At 68.7% G+C, this 19,316-nt stretch carries 17 protein-coding genes and 1 pseudogene; 9 read left to right on the top strand and 9 right to left on the bottom strand.

The genetic code is table 11. From position 1 onward, the window contains the following. Nucleotides 1-5: 5 nt before the first annotated feature. Nucleotides 6-860 (bottom strand): cytochrome c oxidase subunit 3, encoded by an 855-nt coding sequence (locus BLT27_RS01570; RefSeq protein ID WP_089731279.1) that lies wholly within the window; start codon nt 858-860, stop codon nt 6-8. Between the two features lie 391 nt (nt 861-1,251). After that, nucleotides 1,252-2,034, bottom strand: a complete 783-nt coding sequence (gene coxB / locus BLT27_RS01565) for a cytochrome c oxidase subunit II (protein ID WP_089731278.1) — start codon at nt 2,032-2,034, stop codon at nt 1,252-1,254. Nucleotides 2,035-2,213: 179 nt separating this feature from the next. Here coxB and cyoE point away from each other — a divergent pair, with 179 nt between their 5' ends. Together cyoE and BLT27_RS01555 are read left to right on the top strand one after the other, a co-directional pair. Then, entirely contained in the window at nt 2,214-3,587 is a 1,374-nt protein-coding gene (gene cyoE, locus BLT27_RS01560) for a heme o synthase (protein WP_089731506.1), read from the top strand. Between the two features lies 1 nt (nt 3,588). Continuing rightward, on the top strand, nt 3,589-4,266 hold the full coding sequence (locus tag BLT27_RS01555) for a DUF7546 family protein (protein WP_089731277.1): 678 nt from the start codon (nt 3,589-3,591) through the stop codon (nt 4,264-4,266). Here BLT27_RS01555 and BLT27_RS01550 read toward each other — a convergent pair. Continuing rightward, on the bottom strand, nt 4,245-4,652 hold the full coding sequence (locus tag BLT27_RS01550; protein WP_089731276.1) for a DUF7347 domain-containing protein: 408 nt from the start codon (nt 4,650-4,652) through the stop codon (nt 4,245-4,247). The two genes, BLT27_RS01555 and BLT27_RS01550, sit on opposite strands and share 22 nt — an antisense overlap. 108 nt (nt 4,653-4,760) lie before the next feature. On the opposite strand from BLT27_RS01550, the gene BLT27_RS01545 reads away from it, so the two are divergent. Beyond that, nucleotides 4,761-6,095, top strand: coding sequence for an MFS transporter (locus BLT27_RS01545; protein WP_175526340.1), 1,335 nt, complete (start codon nt 4,761-4,763; stop codon nt 6,093-6,095). Between the two features lie 31 nt (nt 6,096-6,126). On the opposite strand, the gene mvaD is transcribed toward BLT27_RS01545, so the two are convergent. Further along, nucleotides 6,127-7,134 carry a phosphomevalonate decarboxylase MvaD gene (gene mvaD / locus BLT27_RS01540; protein WP_089731274.1) on the bottom strand — a complete coding sequence of 336 codons (1,008 nt, stop codon included), beginning with the start codon at nt 7,132-7,134 and terminating at the stop codon, nt 6,127-6,129. A 153-nt stretch (nt 7,135-7,287) separates the two neighbouring features. Here mvaD and BLT27_RS01535 point away from each other — a divergent pair, with 153 nt between their 5' ends. The 6 genes and pseudogenes from BLT27_RS01535 (at nt 7,288) to BLT27_RS01510 (ending at nt 13,864) form a co-directional block, all read left to right on the top strand. Continuing rightward, a complete protein-coding gene (locus BLT27_RS01535) occupies nt 7,288-8,499 on the top strand; it encodes an AAA family ATPase (protein WP_089731273.1) in 1,212 nt (403 codons plus the stop codon). A 74-nt stretch (nt 8,500-8,573) separates the two neighbouring features. Beyond that, nucleotides 8,574-9,070: pseudogene (locus BLT27_RS18995) on the top strand (IS6 family transposase); the annotation flags it as partial. Between the two features lie 117 nt (nt 9,071-9,187). Continuing rightward, nucleotides 9,188-11,203, top strand: coding sequence for an AAA family ATPase (locus tag BLT27_RS01525; RefSeq protein WP_089731271.1), 2,016 nt, complete (start codon nt 9,188-9,190; stop codon nt 11,201-11,203). 63 nt (nt 11,204-11,266) lie between these two features. Further along, on the top strand, nt 11,267-12,046 hold the full coding sequence (locus tag BLT27_RS01520; RefSeq protein ID WP_089731270.1) for a hypothetical protein: 780 nt from the start codon (nt 11,267-11,269) through the stop codon (nt 12,044-12,046). Between the two features lies 1 nt (nt 12,047). Beyond that, a complete protein-coding gene (locus BLT27_RS01515) occupies nt 12,048-12,656 on the top strand; it encodes a DUF6517 family protein (RefSeq protein WP_089731269.1) in 609 nt (202 codons plus the stop codon). A gap of 272 nt (nt 12,657-12,928) precedes the next feature. Further along, nucleotides 12,929-13,864, top strand: coding sequence for a sulfide-dependent adenosine diphosphate thiazole synthase (locus BLT27_RS01510; RefSeq protein WP_089731268.1), 936 nt, complete (start codon nt 12,929-12,931; stop codon nt 13,862-13,864). Nucleotides 13,865-13,879: 15 nt separating this feature from the next. Here the strand turns inward: BLT27_RS01510 and BLT27_RS01505 are convergent, their stop codons facing one another. The 5 genes from BLT27_RS01505 to BLT27_RS20100 form a co-directional block, all read right to left on the bottom strand. Continuing rightward, complete coding sequence (locus BLT27_RS01505) at nt 13,880-14,425, bottom strand: DUF4352 domain-containing protein (protein ID WP_089731267.1); 546 nt, start codon at nt 14,423-14,425, stop codon at nt 13,880-13,882. Between the two features lie 51 nt (nt 14,426-14,476). Continuing rightward, nucleotides 14,477-16,033: a SagB family peptide dehydrogenase gene (locus BLT27_RS01500; protein ID WP_089731266.1), complete on the bottom strand. Its 1,557-nt coding sequence runs from the start codon at nt 16,031-16,033 to the stop codon at nt 14,477-14,479. 62 nt (nt 16,034-16,095) lie between these two features. Continuing rightward, nucleotides 16,096-16,767: a class I SAM-dependent methyltransferase gene (locus BLT27_RS01495; protein WP_089731265.1), complete on the bottom strand. Its 672-nt coding sequence runs from the start codon at nt 16,765-16,767 to the stop codon at nt 16,096-16,098. Next, nucleotides 16,764-17,660 carry a thiamine-phosphate synthase family protein gene (locus BLT27_RS01490; protein ID WP_089731264.1) on the bottom strand — a complete coding sequence of 299 codons (897 nt, stop codon included), beginning with the start codon at nt 17,658-17,660 and terminating at the stop codon, nt 16,764-16,766. The genes BLT27_RS01495 and BLT27_RS01490 overlap by 4 nt, the downstream gene beginning before the upstream one ends. Further along, nucleotides 17,657-19,315, bottom strand: a complete 1,659-nt coding sequence (locus tag BLT27_RS20100; protein WP_139172235.1) for a dCTP deaminase domain-containing protein — start codon at nt 19,313-19,315, stop codon at nt 17,657-17,659. The genes BLT27_RS01490 and BLT27_RS20100 overlap by 4 nt, the downstream gene beginning before the upstream one ends. Between the last annotated feature and the right edge of the window lies 1 nt (nt 19,316).

Genomic DNA, 19,316 nt, shown 5'->3' with positions numbered 1-19,316 from the left:
GCGGGTTACGCGACGGGTGCGCCGACGTACAGGACGACGACGAGGAAGATCCAGACGATGTCGACGAAGTGCCAGTACATCGAGACCGTGCTCACGGAGACGTGGCGCTCGGCGGAGTACTGACCCCGTAGCGCGCGCACGAAGACGATGCCGATGAGCACCGCACCCAGGCTGACGTGCAGGCCGTGCAGTCCGGTCAGCGCGTAGAAGCCACTGGCGAACACCTGACTGAACTCGCCGGAGCCGAGGGCGAACCCCTCGTGGACGATGAACTCGTAGTACTCGTACACCTGGCCGGCGATGAACACCAGCCCGAGGACGAGCGTCGCGCCGAGCAGGCCGATGAACCGCTTGCGGTTGCCCTTCAGCAGCGACGTGTGTGCGAAGTGGATGGTGAAGCTGGAGGCGACCAGCAGCGCCGTGTTGACGATGACGAGGCTCCCGAACAGGTGGGGCACCTCGCCGACGTCACCGACGCGGACGAAGAAGTAGTACACGAAGCCCGCGCTGAAGGTGGCGACCTCCGAACCGAGGAACGCGACCATTCCCCATCTGAGCTTGTGTGCACTGTGTTCGTCGGCACCGCGCTCCCAGAAGGAGACGATGAACGCGTGGTAGAGCCAGCCGAACAGCCCGACCAGGAACAGGAGCGTGCTCAGGATTGCAGCACCGGCGAACACGCCGTAGCTCACGATGTTCCTCGATACGAGCACGTACAACGCGGCGCCGAGGTAGATACCGCCGGCACCGAGTGCGGCGACGAACGGCCACCAGCTGGCCTCGCCGAACCCGCGCGGCCAGTCCTCGACGGCCGGCAGGTGGTGCCCGTGGTCGTCCCCGGATTCTTCGGCAACTGTCATGGAAGGGGCTTACGAGTGGACTACCAAAAATCCATCCAAGCGCGTTCGCGTCCCGAATCGGCGAAACACCGGGACGGAACCGACATCGCTCGCCGGCGACTGTCGAGGCGCTGTCAGCTCGCCCGGGCCGCCGGCCGGTCGCGAAGACGAGCGCGAGCCGGAGCACCGCCAGCCCGGTCAGGACGAGCCCGAGGAGTGCCAGAATCCAGAACACACTGCCGACCTGGAGAGCGACGACCGCGCCAGCGACGAGGTCACCGACCAGGAGCCGGAGCGACCGCCGAGGAGACGGGTGTTCCAGAGTGCGGCGAGCGGGCCACGCGGGGTTGCACACCGGCGCTCGGAACAGAAAGAGATGTTCGAAGTCGCGCGTCGAAGCGACGTTCAGTCGTCAGGCCGCGACCGTCGCGTTGTTCGAGTTGCCGTCGTCGTCGGGCGCCTCGCAGGTCAGCTCCTCCTCGTTCCACTCACCGGTACACTGGTCGGCGAGCCACGTCTCGTACTCGTCCTGGGGCATGACCTCGACCTCGAACATCATCGCGGAGTGGCCGGTGCCACAGTACTCCGCGCAGTAGCCCTGGTAGAGGCCGGGGTCCGTCCCGGTGGTCATGATGTAGTTGTTCTGACCCGGGACCGCGTCCTGCTTGAGCCCGAGCTGTGGCACGTGGAAGGCATGCAGCCAGTCCTTCGTCGTGATGTTGAAGTACGTCTCCTGGCCCTCGGGGATGACCAGCTTCGAGCTGGAGGAGACGTTGTGGCGGGTGTACTCGAACGTCCAGGCGTACGTCTCCGCGGTCACGTTGACGTGCTCGGCGTCGTCGGGGACGTCGGCGCGGTCCTCGACGCCGTCGGCGATGACCGACTGGTCGGCCATGACCATCGTCGTCGCGATGCCGACGAACAGGAGGATGACGGCGGTCGCGACGGTCCAGGTGATCTCCAGACGACGGTTCTCCCGGGTCGGCTTGGCCTCGTCGCTGTCCTTGAACTTGAGGACGGTGTAGATGAGGATGCCCTCCACGAGGACGGTGATCGGGATGGCGACGACGAGCAGGCGCTCGTTGAGCCCGTTGATGGCCTCGGCGGACGTCGACTGCGCGGCCGCCGGGTCGGCAGCGAGCAGCAAGAGCGCCGCCCCGAATGTGGCCAGCGGGGCGATTCGCTTTGCGTTCATGTCGATTCGTGGCTTAGGAAGACGGGGTTAAATATGTGCTGACTCGGGGCCGACGACCGGGTGAAAGCGTCGATTCTAAGTGCTCCCAGCCGAAGGTTGCCCTAGTACCCGTGTCCCGACCGTACCCCCGCCCCGTCGGCTCGCGTCGCCGGTTCACCGGCCTGCTCGCAGCGACCGCGATGGGCATCTACGCGCTCGTCCTCGTCGGGGGGACGACCGCCATCACCGGGGCGTCCGAGGCCTGCTCGACCTGGCCCGCCTGCAACGGGCAGTGGCTGGTCGGGCTCTCGAACCCCGACCTGCTCGTCGCGTGGGGGCATCGCGTGGCCGCGCTGTTCGTCGGCCTCGCGGTCGTGGCGACGTTCGCGGCGGCCTGGCTCGGCCCGGCGAGCCGCCGCGTCAGGCTCGCCCTCGCTGGCGCGCTCGTGCTCTACCCCGTACAGGTCGGCCTCGGCGCGGTCGCCGCGACCACGGCCACGCCGACGGCGCTGCTCTCGGGCGTCCACCTGACCGTCGGCGTCTCCATCTTCGGCGCGGCGATGTTCGCCCTCGCCTGGAGTCTGGAGTCCGCGACGGCGACCGAGGACGACTACGACCCGTCCGTCGACGCCGACCCGGTCGACGAGGGTGACGGCGACGCCGACGCGCCGGCCCGTGACCTCCCGGCCAGCGGGTTCGCACGCGCCAAACTCGTCGCCAACGCCTACTTCCGGCTCATGAAACCGCGGCTGATGTGGCTGCTCTGCCTCGTCGCCGGCGCCGCGATGGCGCTTGCGGCGGCCACGAGCGCGGCCGACCTCACGGTCCGCATCGTCGGCCTGACGATGCTCGGCGGCGTCCTCTCCATCGGTGCGTCGGGAACGTTCAACCACGTGCTCGAACGCGACGTGGACCGCAAGATGCAACGCACCTCCGACCGGCCGCTCGCGGTCGACGTGGTGCCGGTCCGCAACGCGCTGGCGTTCGGGTTCGCACTCGGAACCGCGTCCCTGCTCTCGTTCGCGGCTGTCAACCTGCTCGCGGCGGTGCTCGGGCTGGTCGCCATCCTGTTCTACAGCGTCGTCTACACGCTGGTGCTGAAGCCGAACACGGTCCAGAACATCGTCGTCGGCGGTGCGGCGGGCGCCCTCCCGGCGCTCATCGGCTCCGCGGCGGTCACGGGCACCATCGGCCTCCCGGGGCTCGCGCTCGCGACGGTCATCTTCCTCTGGACGCCCGCGCACTTCTACAACCTCGCGCTGGCGTACAAGGAGGACTACGCCCGCGGCGGGTTCCCGATGCTCCCGCTGGTCCGCGGCGACGCCGTCACACGCAAGCATATCGTCTGGTACTTCACGGCGACGCTCGCCGGCGCGGGCGGACTCGCGGCCGTCTCGGACCTCGGACTGCTGTACGCCTTCGTCAGCATCACGGTCGGCGCGGTGTTCCTCTGGGCCATCGTCCGCCTTCACCGCGAGCGCACCACCGACGCCGCGTTCCGCGCGTTCCACGCCTCGAACGCGTACCTCGGTGCGCTCCTCGTGGCCGTCGTCGTGGACTCGATGGTGTTGTGAGATGGCGACCGAACGCGTGGACGTCGCCTCGCTCGTCCCCGAGCCCTCGACCGTGTTCGCGGGGTTCGTCGTGCTCACCATCGAGGCGCTCCTGGCGCTGCTGTACCTCACGGAGGTCAGCTCTATCGCGCTCTCGCTGGTGGTGCTCCCCTTCGTCTGGATCAACGTCGGCCTGTGGGCCCTCTGGCGAACCGACCCGCCGGCGGCGCCCGTCCGCCGCCGACGAATCGCGGCCGTCGTCGCGGTCGGCTACGCGCTGATACTCGCGTACTTCGGCGGGCTGCTCGACCTCGGCTACGCGTTCGTCTCGGTGCCGGGGTACGACCCGTCCTACGGCTGGTACGTCGCCACGTCGCTGCCGCCGGGGTTCGGCCCCGCGGTCACGTACGAGAGCGACCTCCTCATCGTCCGCCTGTTCCCGTACCAGGTGGTCGGCTACACTGCGCTGGCGTACCTGGTCTACGTCACGGTCATCGACGCCGCTGGCGCGGCGGTCTCCGGTGTGCTCGGCCTGCTCTCGTGTGTCTCCTGTAGCTGGCCAGTCATCGCGACCATCGTCACCGGCGTCGCCGGGAGCTCCTCGGCGCTCGCGGCGCAGGCGTACCAGCAGTCGCTCCCCCTCTCGACGGCGGTGTTCGTCGTCACCGTCGGCCTGCTCTACTGGCGGCCGTCGCTGTAGCTCGATGGCGGCGTCAGGTGGACGTGGAACAGCTTCTCACAGTCGGGCTCGCCGCAGACGGGGCACTCCCGACCGTCGCCGGGGGTGCCGCCGTCCGTGGTCGCCAGCCCGCGGTGGGCGCTCCGCGAGCCAGGGGCGGGGTCGGCTGCCGAGACCACCCGCTCGCCCGCGTGCCCGAGCTCGTAGCCCTCGCCGGTCTCCCGGACGTAGTACTCGCAGAGCTTCGCGAGGTGGTAGTTGAACTTCCCGCTGTCGCGCATCCCCACCCTGGCGTGGAGCGCAGAGAACGACAGGGGCTCGTCGGCCTCGGCGAGCGCGCGCAGGATGGCGATGCGGTGCTCGTGGGCGAGCACGTCGAGGGCGTCGGCGGCGTCCGCATCCTCCATGTCTGGCGGTGTGGGAGAGTCAGTGATATAGTTCGTGGTACGTATCGGAATCTCTTCATAAATCCCGTTCAGAGAACGGTCAAGTGGCTCCCGCCGATGGGTGGAAACGTGACCGACGTCGTCTCAATCGAGCGGTTCGGCCTCGGCGACCGGCTGTCTGTGCTGCGCAATCGCAGCTTCAGACGACTGCTCGCCGGCCGCGCGGTCAGCGTGCTCGGCGACGGCCTCTACACCGTCGCGGCGATGTGGCTCGTCTACGAACTCACGGGGTCGACCGCCTACACCGGCATCGCCGGGTTCCTCACGGGCATCCCCGGCCTGCTCTCGGTGCTGGTCGGTCCCATCGTCGACCGCTCGGAGCTCGAACGCGTGCTGACTCTCTCGGAGGTCGGGCAGGGACTGGTGGTCCTCGTGGTCCCACTCGCGTGGGCGACCGGGCACCTCACGGCCGGTGTCGTGCTGGCGACGATGCCGCTGCTCTCGCTCGTCGGGCTGTTCGCGAACCCCGCCCAGAACGCCGCCGTGCCCCGGCTCGTCCCCAGCGACGCACTCGTCCGGGCGAACGCGGCGACGACGACGGTCCGGAAGACCGTCGACGCGACCGCACGAGGGGCGGGCGGGCTGCTCATCGCCGCGGTCGGCGCGGTCGGCGTGTACCTCGTCGACGCCGCGACGTTCGGCCTCGCCGCGCTCGTGTTCCTGGGCCTCTCCGTCCCGTCGGCGGAGCCTCACGACGACGAGGATGCTGCGTCGGACGACGCCGAAGCGGCCGGCGATGGCGCGACCGACGCCGACGCGGAGGGCGACGGCTTCGACCTCGACACCTACCGCGACGACCTGCGCGAGGGCGTCGCGACCATCGCGGGCTCCGAGCTGGGTCTGATGGTCGTCGGGAGCCTCTCCGCGAACTTCCTGTTCGGCGTCGCCTACGCGGTCCTGCCGGCGTTCGCCGACGGTATCGGCGATGCGGGCACCTACGGCCTGCTGCTGGCGGGGCTCACCGCCGGGACGGTGGTCGGCTCGCTCCTGGCCTCGGTCACGGAGTCGTACCCGCTCGGCTGGACGACCATCGTGAGTCTCACCGGGTCGGGCCTGCTGTTCGCATTCGCAGTCTGGCTCGCGGCCCCGTTGCTCACCGTCGGGCTCGTGGCCGTCTCCAGGGTCCCCATCGGCATCTACAACGTCTCGGTGATGGCGACGCTCCAGTCGGGCGTCCCGCAGGACCGGCTCGGCCGCGTGAGCGCCGTGCTCGGCAGCGCGGCCAGTCTCGTCTCGCCCGCCGGCATCCTCCTCGGCGGGTTGCTCGGGACCGTCGTCGGTGCCCCGGCGGTGATGCTCGCGAGCGCTGCTGGGACCGTGCTGACGGCGCTGTTCTGGCTGGCGACGCCGTCGCTCAGACGGTTCGGACCGCCGGTCGAGGTAGAGCAGGGTCGGTTCGCGTGAGGCCGAAACGCCGGGCGAGCCCGGCCCGCGGTCAGAACAGCGCCTCGTCCTCGTCGAGCAGCCGTGCCGGACCGCCGACCTCCCAGATGGTCGTCCGGACGCCGGTCTCGCTGACGGCCTCCTTGACGCGCTCGGCGTGGTCGGCGGTGGTGTTCACGTACACCGACGCGCCGGTGTCGGTCGAGAACCAGACCGGCACGCTGTCGACGTCGTCGTCGTCCTCGTAGCCGTTCTCGCGCAGCTCGCGTACCTTGTTGAAGACGGCGAGCGTCGGGGGCTGCCAGTACACCCAGCCGTCGGGGCCGGTCATCGTCGTGGCGGCGAGCGAGAGCGAGTCCTGTTCGGCGATGTGACCCATCCGTTCGAGGTCGTCGTCGTGCAGGGCGTCGCGCATCTCGACGAGCTGGTCCTGGACGTACGCCCGGCGGTCGCCGAACATGTGGCTCTTCTCGGCCTCCGCGTGGGCGTCGTCGGTCTGCTTGTACGAGGGGACGAGCGCGACGATGATCTTGAGCTCGTCCTTCAGGTCCGTCGGGATGCGGTGGGAGCGGCAGTCGCGGTCGTTCAGCCCGGCGCGCAGGTGCGAGAAGCCGCCCGTCACCGAGCGGGCGGCCGACGCTGAGCCGACGCGTGCGATGGTCGAGATCTCGGCGTGCGAGGCGTCGAGTTCGGCGGCCTCCGAGAGCGCCATGGCGGCCGCGGCGAAGCCCGAGGACGACGAGCCGAGGCCGACGTTCGACGGGAAGGAGTTCTCGGACTCGAGCTTGACGGGGTAGACGGTGTGGGCCGCGTCGGACATGTCCCGCGCCTTGTCGACCACGCGCTCGACGCGGTCGAAGGCGTGGCCCTCCAGTTCCTCGCCGTCGACGATGTACGTGTCCTCGTCGTAGTCCATCGAGAACTCCACCGTCGTCTTCGTGTGGCTCGGGGCCGTACAGACGCTGATGGAGTCGTGGTACGGCTGTCGCTCGATGTCGTCGCGCATGCCGTGGTACTTGACGAGTCCCTGGATGGGGTGCGCCATCGCGGTTGCCTTCATACCCCGATAGCCGACCGACGCGCGCTTAAAAGTCACGGGTGATTGGGTGTCGCCACGACCGTGGCAGAGTTCGACAGCACTGGCGGCACGGGTCGGTCGTCCCCAATCGACACAGGAATTCTTAACTCAATTAACCGATAATGTCGTGTAGAAATGTCTCCCAGTTCGCTCTCGTCGACGATTGTACCGCTCGCGTCCGGGGGTCTCGCGGGCTGGGCGTCGACCAACCCATTCCTCGCGGCGTCGTTCTGTCTTTTCGTGACCGGGAGCGCGTACGCATTCAGTTCGACGTTACGAGGGAAGGACCTCGACCTGTGGCTCGGTCTGCTCGGTATCGTCTCGGGTCTCGTCGCGATCGTCTCCGGGCAGGCGGTCGCCATGGTCGGCTGGCTCCTGATCTTCGGCCTGGTATGGACGGTGACGGTCGGCCACTTCTACGAGACGGACAAGGAGACGGAGGAAGACGCGTTGGCGCAGCCGGATGGCTCCGCGAGTGCCGACTCGGGTGAGTCGGACGACGACCTGTCGACGTTGATCGAGGAGGCCGCTACGGAGGGGGAGGACGAGGAGACCGCGGGTATCGACCCGGCTGACGTCGTCGAGCCGTCCGTGGGGCGCACCCTCGACGGAATCGCAGGGATGACCGAGCAGGTCGATGCCATTCGGAACCGGGTGCTCGACCCCCGTTCGAACAGCGAGCTGTACGCGGACTCCGGCGTCGACAGTGTCAGTGGGGCGCTCCTCTTCGGTCCACCCGCCTGTGGGAAGCGGACACTCGCCAGCGCGACGGCCGAGTCGCTTTCGGTCCCGTTTCTCAGCGTCGACCCGACAACGTCGCTTGGGGATGGTGCGGACACCGACGAGCTCGTGGAGGACGTGTCGACGCTGGCCCGCTCTCACAGTCCCTGCGTGTTGTTCCTCGAAGCTGTGGACTCGTTCGCCTCCGCGCCGGACCAGGATGCCCCGTCGAGGCGCTTCGTCGTCTTGCTCGGGGAGACGCTCGCGGACGACGAGGACGTCCTGGTGTTCGGGTCGGCGCGTTCCATGGACGCCGTCCCGGACCAGCTACGCAAGGGCGGCTGCTTCGACGAGCGCATCGCCGTTCCACTTCCGGACCGGGAGACGCGGGCGGCGTTGCTCGCCGAGTTCCTGAACGAGGAGGCCGTGGCAGCCTCCTTCGACTGGTGGCGGGCCGCCGACCAGCTGGAGGGCTGTGACGCCGCCGACATCGAGTACGTGGCCGACCGGCTGACCAGGCAGTCGGTTCGGACGGGCGAAGCGGTCGAGACGAGCGACGTGCGCGCTGTCGCACGCGAGACGGGACAGGAGGTGTCCGAAGTCGACCACGACGTCAGCACGAACTGAACCCGCACTCACCGGCCACTACAGGCGCCTGGGACAGTGTCCAGATAAGGATGAAGGGTGGGGCGGAACGACCTTTGAGTGGTGTATGCTCGAAACTCTATGAATTGGGTGTCGACGCCTTTCGTTCAACCATCCATAACTGGGTGCAGTAAGCTGATTTACAGCCGACAGACGGCGTCGAACCGAATCACGTCGCGGTTGACGAGACTGTGGTCCAACTCAACGACGAGCGATATTGGCTGTACGCCGCCATCGCTCCAGCAACGAATCGCCTGCTGCACGTCCGGCTCTATCCGACGAGAACCCAGGCGCTGACCGAGATATCTCAACGAACTCTGCGAAAACCCCCCGTCGACGACGCCGTCATGCTCGTCGATGGAGCGCCATGGCTGCAGGTGGCCTGTCACTGTCACAGGTTTCGATTCCAACATGAAACTCATCGGAATCGCACCAGTGTCGAACGTGTCTTTGCAGAACTAACCAATGCTCAAACTGTTGCAGCCATACCGAAGCAGAGACCGTCGAGGATTGGTTGCAAGCGTTCGCACTCGTATGGAATCCGCTAATCTGAACGCTACCTACGGCCGGTCGTGACGCCGAACAGGGTGCAGAATCGCTCGAACCCCGACGGCTCCGGGGAATTGACATAGAAATATTTAACTTAATTAACTAGTAATACGGCGTATTAATGGATAGTTCGACTCTGGGCCCGGCGGGGAGACCGCTCGCGTCGGGCGGTATAGCGGGCTGGGCGTCGGCCAACCCGTTCCTGGCGGGGGCGTTCGGACTCCTCGCGGTCGGGTCGGCCTGTGCGTTCCATCCGGGCCTGCGACGGAAGGACTACGACTGGTGGATCGGCCTGCTCGGGGTGGTATCGGGGGTCGTCGCGCTCGGCTCTGGCGCGGGTCTCGCGATGGCGGGCTGGCTCGTCCTGGGAGGACTCGCCTGGCTCATTACTATCGGCCACTTCCACAACAAGGACACGCAGACGGTCGACGACACGGGCGGGCCGGATGGCAGCGAGGACGACGGCGAACAGAGCCTCGACGTCGCGTCGCTGTTCGAGCGCAACCCGGACCGGAGCTTCGACGACATCGGGGGGATGGACGACCTGAAGGCGACGTTGCGCGAGCGGGTCGTCCGGCCACTCCACAACCCGCGCCAGTACGACGACTACGGACTCGGGGTGGTCAACGGCGTGCTGCTCCACGGCCCACCCGGCTGTGGGAAGACGTACGTCTGCGGCGCGCTCGCCGGGGAACTCGGCTACAACTACGTCACCATCTCGCCCGCGGACGTTGTGAGCAAGTACATCGGCCAGGGCTCGCGGAACGTCGCGCGGCTGTTCGAGCTGGCCCACCGGAACCAGCCGTGTCTCGTGTTCATCGACGAGATCGACGCGCTCGCCTCCGACCGGGGGTCGGACATGACGAACAGCGAGAAGCAGATGGTGAACCAGCTGCTGACCGAACTGCAGGAGATAGACGGCGAGGACATCGTGGTCGTCGCGGCGACGAACTACGTCGACGACATCGACGACGCCATCCTGCGCTCGGGGCGGTTCGACGAGCGCATCGAGGTCCGGCCGCCGAACGCCGAGGCGCGGGCCGAGATCCTGCGGCTCCATCTCGCCGACAAACCCCGGACGGCGGACCTCTCGCTGTCGTCCATCGCGGACATGACCGCCGGCTACGCGTCGAGCGACCTCGAACTCGTGGCCGAGACGGCGGCCAGACACGCCCTGCAGGACGAGGAGCCCATCGACGAAACGCACCTCCGGGCGGCCGTCGCGGAGACGGAGACCAGCATCCCCGACTGGCTGCACCGGTACGACCACCTCGACGACGGGGGACAGACGACGCTGGACGAGGCCGTGGAGTCGAGCGGGTTCGACGCGGCCGACGCGGTCCTCGACCCCTCGGAGATCGTCGAGCCGGACGTCGGCCGGGACCTCGACGACATCGCGGGGATGACCGACCAGCGCGACGCCATCCGGACCCGGGTCCTCGACCCGCTCTCGAACAGCGAGCTGTACGCCGAGTCGGGGATCGACCGCGTCGAGAGCGTGCTGCTGTTCGGGCCACCCGGCTGCGGGAAGGAGACCCTGGCCCGGGCGACCGCGGGAACGCTGTCGGTGCCGTTCCTGACTGTCGGTCCGACCACCTCCACGGTGGACGACGCCGGCCCGGCGGCGTTCTTCGAGGACGTGGCGGCGCTCGCGCGGTCGCACGGACCGTGCGTCCTGTTCATCGAGGACGTGGACTCGTTCGTCACGGGCGCGGACCACCCGGCCGGGGCGGCCCGGTTCGTCACCCTCCTCGCGGAGATGGTCACGTCGCTCGATGCCGACAGGGACGTGCTGGTGTTCGCGTCGGCGCGGTCGATCGAATCCGTCCCCGCCGAGCTGCTCGACGAGGGCTGCTTCCACGAGCGCATCGAGGTCCCGGCACCGGACCTCGACACGCGGCGCGCACTGCTCGTGGAGTTCCTCGACGAGGATGTCGTCGACGACGGGTTCGGCTGGTCGGAGGCGGCGTCCCAGCTCGAGGGCTGTGACGTCTCCGACGTCGAGTACGTGGCGAACCGGCTGACACGGCAGTCGGTCCGGTCCGACGAGCCGGTCGGTGTCGACGCGGTGCGCGAGGTGGCACGCGAGACCGGCCACGCGGGGGGTGAGTCCAGCGACAGCGTGCGCCCGATCTGAGCCGGGATCGCCGCCTCGCTGTTCCTGCCGAACGTTCAAGCGTCCGGAGTGCGAACTTCTCGCATGGAACCGACCGAACACGACCACGGAGAGGCGGTGCTGGAACGGGCCGGCTACGAGCTACGAACCGCGAGCCACGCCGTGGTAGGCGACCCACGCGGCGGGACCCGGCGGCTGACCGGCACCGACCGACCGCTGGCGGTCGTCGCGCTCGACGACCCGCAGGTCGAGCCCGCGGCGCTGGTACCGGAGTTCGCGTCGGTCCTCGCCCACGGTCACGACGCGCTGTTCGTCGTCCCGGACGTGGACGCACTCGCGGCGGTCGTCGAGGTGCTCGACAGGCCGTACTGCGTCGCCGCCGAGGACGAGGACCGCTGCCGGACCTTCTACGACGGCCCCGACCGCGTCCCCCTCGCGAACGGCCACTACGCCCTGGCGCCGGCGGGCGACCTCGTCTGGCGCGAGCGCGACCCGCCGGAGGCCGACGACGGGGACCGGACTGGCTCCGACCGCAAGCAGGTGGTCCTGGAGGACGGCGACGAGATTCTCGCCCGCTTCGACGACGTCGACGCGCTCGCCTGCCCGTCGGCCGACGCGTTCCCCCTGTCGTACAAGCGCGGCGGCGACAAGACGTTCCACGTCTACGACCGCTGGGGGAGCGAACTCGGTCGCTTCGGCACCATCAAGGCCATGCGCCAGCACGACTTCGAGCCGGTCGCGATGCCGCTCGTCCCCGAGCACAGCTTCGACGACGGCTCGCTCGTCACCTCCTGGGCGGTCGTCGTCGAGGGCGCCAGTACGGTCCACACCGCGGACGGGACCACGCAGCTCCCCGAGGCCTGAGATGTCGGCGTCGCCGTACCCCGCACTCGCGCCGGACGGCGACGGCTGGCGGCTCAGTGACGAGTCCACCGAGGTCGTGTTCGACCTCGCGACGGTGCGAGTGCTCGGCGCGACACGGCTGTACGAGGACGCCGACCTGCGCGCGGCGGTGCGCGAGGCGACCGACGGCGCGCTCGACCAGCCCTGGCGGTTCTGTTTCGCCACCCAGCTCTCGTTCCAGCCGCCGTTGATGCCCGGCGTCGGCCCGGCGTCGCTGTCCCCGACCGTCGTCTCCTCGGCCCGCCGTCAGTTCGCCGACGACCTGCGCGAGCGGGGGTTCCGGAGCGTCGAGCGACACCGGAGCGAGCGCATGCGGACGGAGACCGGCGCGCGGGCTCGTCTCACCCGGTACGAGGCGGCGCTTCCGCTGACGGACGCGCTCGATGGCCCCTCCGACCGCCCGGCCGACGTCGCCGTCGAGGGCTGGCTCTCTGTCTGGCTGGCCGATGGGCAGTTCAGGCTCGCCGGCGGCGCGTACCCGACCGACGGGCTGGACGCCGTCGCGCCCGGGGTGGCCGACGACCCCGGGTCCTATCGGAACGAACTGCTCTCTGTCCTGCGGTCAGCGTGAACCCGGGCGTCCGTTCGCGAGTGGCGTCGACTTCTGACCACCGGCGTGTGGCTGTGCCGGGGTCGCGGCCGGTGGGCACTGGACGGACCAGTCCACACGGCACCTGCGACGACGTCTGAGCCCCCCAGTCGGTGTCGGCGAGCGCCTGCGGTGCTCTGGCTGCGCTCGCTGGCGAGTGTTTCGACTCCGGGAACCGAACAGGAGCGCCCATCTCGGACCCTCCCCTCGCGGACCGCAACACCTTTTACATCTAGGTGGTACCACTAGGTTGTATGGACGACTTCGACTCGTTCGCGGACGTCGGCGAAGCGGAGGTAACGCGCGCAATCGGGCAGGAGTGGAGCGAGGAGTTCCTCGACTTCAGCGACAGCGAGGTCATCATCGTCGGCGGTGGCCCGTCGGGACTGACCGCTGCGAAGGAGCTCGCCGAGCGCGGCGTGAAGGTGATGGTCGTCGAGAAGAACAACTACCTCGGCGGCGGCTTCTGGCTCGGCGGCTTCCTGATGAACAAGGTGACCGTCCGGGACCCCGCCCAGGGTATCCTCGACGACCTCGACGTCGAGTACGACGAGGCCGGTGACGTCGACGGGCTGTACGTCGCCAACGGCCCCGAGGCGTGTTCGGGCCTCATCAAGGCCGCCTGCGACGCCGGCGCGAAGATGCAGAACATGACCGAGTTCACGGACATCGTCGTCCGCGAGGACCACCGCGTCTCCGGCATCGTCATGAACTACACGCCGGTCCACGCGCTCCCCCGCGAGATCACCTGCGTCGACCCCGTCGCCGTCGAGGCCGACCTCGTCATCGACTCCACCGGCCACGACGCCATGGCCATCAACAAGCTCGACGAGCGCGGCGTCCTCGACGCGCCGGGCATCCAGGCCGCCAACGAGCGCGGCGAGGTCATGGACCAGACCGGCGACGACAGCTACGGCGCGCCCGGCCACGACTCGCCCGGCCACGACTCCATGTGGGTCGGCCGCAGCGAGGACGAGGTCGTCGAGCACACCGGCGTCGTCCACGACGGTCTCGTCGCCAGCGGCATGGCCGTCGCCACCGCCTACGGGCTCCCGCGCATGGGCCCGACGTTCGGCGCGATGCTCGTCTCCGGGAAGAAGGCCGCACAGGTCGCGCTGGACGAACTCGACAAGGACGTCGAGCCCGTGACGCTCTCGGACTCGCGCGCTGCCGCCCCCGCTGACGACTAGACGGTCACCCTCCCCCTACTCCTCGTCGTCGTTCGCCACGAGCAGCCACTTGTACTCGCCCGAGGTGACGAGGATGTCGGTCGAGAAGGCGACCTCGGCGTCGGCCGCGGTCACGTTGTCGGCGACGGTCGCACGGACCCAGCCCGTCCGCGAGTCGCCGGTCGGGAGCGGCCGGACGCTCCGGTACAGGCCGTCGCTCGCCCACGTGGGCGCGCCGTCCGGGTCGTTGGCGGTGGTGTTCCGCGGCCTGACTGCGACCGCCGGGGTCGCACCGTCCTCGTTCCCGACGTTCTCGACGGTCACCTTCACGAGGAGGAACTGCTCGCCGTCCGGCGCGGTGACGGTCTGCGTGCCGCCGGAGTCGTCGGCGGCGTCGTAGGAACCGGCGAACCGGTAGTCGTCGACCGTGACCGCGATGGTCGTGTTCTCCTGGCCGAGCTCCGCCGTCTCGCCGATGCCGTACGAGTCCTCGCTGCCACCCCCGAAGTCCTCGGTACACCCGGCCAGCGACAGGCAGAGGACGACTGCGAGCGCGACGGCGACGTAACGGTTCGTTTGCATACGCCACTGACGTATCAGTCTACGAAAGTTCTTGTGCCGCGTTGGGACCCATCAGGCTGGCTTGCCGAACGCGAACAGCGTCATCGGCGTCTGGTTCGCCGCGCGGGGCGAGAGGTGGTCGGTGACGAGGTCGTCGAAGAAGGTGAACCCGCGGCCGCCGAGCCGGCGATGGGCGTAGGTGGTGAGGTAGAGCCGGCCGAGTTCGACGCCGGCCTGGAGCTGGGCGAGCCGGTAGCCTCGGTTCCCGAACAGCTCGACGAGCGCGTCCACGTCGGCCATCGTGTAGACGTTCACCGCGGCGTCACCGACGACCGACTGGCCGGCGGCGAGGTCGCCTGCGGTCTCCCTGTCGGTGGCGCCGAGGCGTTCGAGACAGCCCTCGTCGGGGTGGTACTGGTAGGCCCCGGACTCGATGCCGTCGACGGCGTGGACGAGGCAGTAGTGGTCGAGCACGCCGTGACCGCCGTCGAAGCAGTCCGTCGGGACGCCGGCGAGGGCGCGGTCGAGCACCGTCGCGAACAGTCGGTCGCTGATGGCGTCGTGGCTGTACTCGCGCGCCGAGCCGCGCCGACGGATGGTGTTCCCGAGCGGGCGGGCCGAGGCCGTCTCGGCTTCGACCGGGTCGAGTTCGAGGCGCTCGTCGCTGCCCGGTCCGTGTGTCCCCAGCAACTCGGCCGTGCCGTCAGCCTCGTCCGCCGGGACCCGACCGCGCCACTCCCGCGCCGCGTCGCCGTCGGGCAGGGAGCTCTGTTCCCAGGCATCGTGGACGAGCGGGTAGTCGACAGGGCCGGAGTCGAGGAGCACCTCGGGGTCGATGGGGTCGATGTCGGGTCCGTCCGGCGCGGGGTCGTCGCCCCCGACCGGGACCAGCGCGAGCGGCCCCTCGTCCACGGGGTCGAGCCCCAGCAGATCCACCACTGGTGCGTCGGCGAAGCCCGCCACGACCTCGGCGCGTCGACCACCGGCGTGGGCGGCCGCGAGCAGGTTCGCGAGGACGGTGCCCGAGTCCCAGAAGGCGTGCCGGTAGGTTCGGTCCCGGTACTTCCAGGCGTTGCGCCACCAGGTCGACGTCGCGACGACGGTGACCGGTGCCTCGGCGACACCCTCCTGTCCGCCGGTCGCCACCGCGAGCACACCCCGGTAGTCGCCCTCGCGTAGCACGTGGAACGCGTCGCTCTCGGGGTCGTACTGGTAGACCCCGGCGTCGACCCCGTCCAGGTCGCCACAGACCACGTAGCAGTCGACGTGGTACAGCTTCCCCGTGCAGGAGGCCGCCCGGAAGGCGACCGGCTCACCGCCACGCTCCAGCGTCTTCGTGACGCCGTTCGCGTAGTGACAGAGGGTCGTGAGTGCGTCGCCCGACAGCGGTTCGAGCCCTACTTCGGGTGGCTCACCCGGCGCGCTCCCGGGGACGGCAGTCGCCGTGGCGACGGCCGAGAGCGCTGGCGTTTCCGGTGGCTCGACCACGGCACCGAGCGACCGCCGCGGCAGGTCGGCGTACACCTTCCACGAGCGCGGCTGGTTGTCGAAGTCCAACTCGAACTCCATCTCGCGGAACTGCTGCGGTGTGTGTTTCGTGCGTTCGTGGTACTCGCGGGCGTCGACCATACCGTTGCATTTCACACCCCGACGAAAACAGTTTGCCGTCCCGTGTGTCCCGGTGACGTGACTCAGAGTCGCCCGCCTGTCAGCCGGACGAGACCCAGCACGCGCTCCTCGCGGTGGCTCGCCCGCGCTCGGCCCAGCAGCGCGTCCCGGGCCGACTCGACCCGCTCGCGGAGCAGTTCGTGCGGCGGTGGGTCGTACCGGAACTGCAGCGTCGGCGGCGTCGAAAGTATCGTCAGCGCGCGAAAGAGCGCGTTCACCGGTGCGGCCCGCGAGTCGTGAGAGAGCGCCGCGTCCACGAGCACGACCGTCCCGTCGGGCGCGAGGTCGCACCAGCCGTCGACGGCCGCGGCGGGCTCCGCGAGCATCCCCGAGACGAACGTCGCGAGGACGCCGTCGACCGGCTCCGAAACCGGGGGAGCGGTCGCGTCGCCGTGGACGAGGTGGACGTTCTCCCAGCCCCTCCTGTCGACGAGTTCGCGGGCCTGGTCGAGCATCCCGCGGGTGTAGTCCACCCCGACGACGGTGCCCTCGGGGCCGACCTGCTCGCGGAGGTACGGCAGGTTCGCGCCGGTGCCACAGCCCATCTCGACGACGGTGTCGCCCCGGTCGAGAGCGAGCACCCGCGCTGCGTGGTCGCGCAACTCACCGACGCCGGGAACGTACGTCGCCAGCAGGTCGTACAGCCCCGCCCACCGACCGTAGAAGGCTCGCGCGGCGGCGGTGCCGTCGCTCATGTCAGCTCGCGTATCGTCTCCGCGACGGCGACGGGGTCGTCGCCGAGCACGTAGCAGATGGGCTCGATGCCGACCGCGCCGGTCTGGTACAGCACCGTCGCGTCCGGCGTCTCGTCGAGCGCCGCCGCGACGCCCGCAGCCACGTCGCCCTCGCTCTCGAACGCCGCCGTCACGTAGCCACCTTCCTCCAGCGCCGCGACGATGTCGGGGTCGTAGCGGATGTTCGCCGCCGCGTTGACACCGCTGCCGGCATCGCGCGCCGCCAGCAACACGCTCGCGACGTACTCGCTGACGCCGAACTCGGGTTCGGCCGGAATCGTCGCCCGGCCCTTCACGTCAACGATGCGGCCCGGTACCCCCGCCACGTCGTCGATAGTGGTCGCGTCGGGCGTACACGCCACCAGGTTCGAACCCACGTTCGGGATGAGCCCCGCGAACCCGCTCGTGTTCTCCAGCACGCGCAGCCCGCGCCGGAGCGACGACAGCACGCGCTCGGCGCTGCGCAGGTCGCTGTCCGGGTCGTGGATGGCGAACTCGGCGCCGTACTCCGCCAGCTCCGGCATCTGCTCCCTGTGTATCGCCGCCAGCAGGTCACCGCGCTCGAGCTGCCGGATGACCACCTCCGCCTCCACGAGACCCTGGACCGGGCGCATCGTGTCCGACGCGAGCCCCTCACCGACGCGTGCGACGAGCTCCTGGACCCGTTCGTCCTCGACGAACTCCTGCCGTCGAGTCACGTCGCCGTGTGCGTACTTCGACACCGCGGACTGGCTGATGCCGAGTGCCTCCGCGACCTCGCTCTGGGTGAACCCGCGGTCGCGCAGGTCCTCCGCGAGCATCGAGCGGAACGTCGGGAGGAACTCCTCGACGACGATCTCCTCGACGAATCTCATTTCTGGTCTCCACTAAACTCGTGATCGCCTTGAATCTTCGACGCCTGCGGCCCGCTCTGGTCCTGGTACTTCGACCCACGCTCGGTCCCGTAGGGGCGCTCCGCCGGCGTCTTCAGCTCCGTGAACGTCAGCTGGGAGATGCGCATCCCCGGGGTGAGCGCGACCGGCGCGCTCCCGAGATTGGAGAGTTCGAGCGTGATCTGCCCGCGGTACCCCGGGTCACACAGGCCGGCGGTGTTCGAGAGGAACACCCCACCGCGACCGCCGATGAAGTTCTCTATCGTCCTCCCTCTGGGCTGTACCTCGAGGTCGTACGTCTGTTCGACTCGCTCCGTTTCGGTCACCTCGGTGACCTTCTCGAAGCGGATCTCGCCGTCGAGAACCTGGTCGAGACGGGTCGTGTCGGCTCCCGCGTCGGCGTAGGCGTCGCGGAAACGTCGCAGCGTCTCACGCTTGACAGTGCCGTACTGCTCGTTCTCCACGTTCGAGATGCTGGATTTCGAGGCGTAACCCATCGCCTCTGCTGCGTCCGCCATCCGCATTCCAGCTTCCTCACGGAGTTCTTTGAGAAGCTCCGTCGGCACCGGCACGTACTGCCCGCGCTTGTGACGGTTTCGCTCGCTCACGTCGACGGCCCACATCTCACCCTCCCAGTCGACGTCGCTCATCGGAATGTGGTTCTTCCGTTCCCGGCTGTACATCGAGCCGAGTTTACCCAGGCTACTCGCGAGGTACATCGTCCTGTTCGCGAGTCCCGGATTGGCGGTGTAGAGCGTATCTCGGTGCTCGCGCCGACAACCGTCGCCGTCGAGGAGACCGTTCAGCAGCGCCTCCTGTACCTCCGCTGGCCATTCGAACGCCTCCTCAGGAATCGTCTTCTCCTCGCCCGCACCGGCGAGTTCTCGGAACAGCTTCGACCAGAGCGCCGAACAGACCGTGACCTTCGTGAGTTCTTCCTGCTCGTCCCACGAGAGACCGGTGTCGTACTCCTCGAAGAACGACCCGAACCGGTCCAGAAACTCCGAGCTGGTGTTCCCGACCTGAATCTGTTTCCGGCGGGCGAACCCTTCTGCTATGTAGAACCCGAGCACCCAGCCGAACTCCTCGGTCAGGGGAATCCGACGGGGGAGACGGTTCGAGCTCTGCTTGAACGCAACGTCGACCGACTCGGGGAGTTCGGGCCGTGAAACCGCTGTCAACGGCGCACTGCTGGCGTCGTCGTAGTGCCCCCGTGAACCGGGAGGGATGGCGCTCTCGTCGACGGTTCCAATCCCGTCGGTCGCGTATACCGTCGTCTCGTCCTCGTCCACGTAGTCGAGGAGATCCAGTGTGTCCCGTTCGCTCGGCGACGCCGGAAGTTCACCCGGAACCATCACCGCTGTCCCCTCTGCGTCCTCGCTCGGAATCCGGGTCACACCGCCGTTCTCGTCCAGCGTGAAGAGGTTGTGGTCCTTCGTGACGTGGACCTCGCGCCCAGAGTCCAGCGTCACCCGGTAGATACGCTGTGTCGGGTTCTCTATGTAGTCGGTCACTCGGTGCGTGCTCACACGCAGCGTCTTCGGGTCGAAGGCAACCGCGCGCGCCGAGCGTTCGTTCTCGACGATGTCGCCTATCTCGTAGAAGCCGAACCCTTCATCCGGGGTCCAGAGGAACACC

This window comes from Haloarchaeobius iranensis (assembly GCF_900103505.1).
GTDB lineage: Archaea > Halobacteriota > Halobacteria > Halobacteriales > Natrialbaceae > Haloarchaeobius > Haloarchaeobius iranensis.
This window is presented reverse-complemented; position numbering and strand designations above follow the sequence as displayed.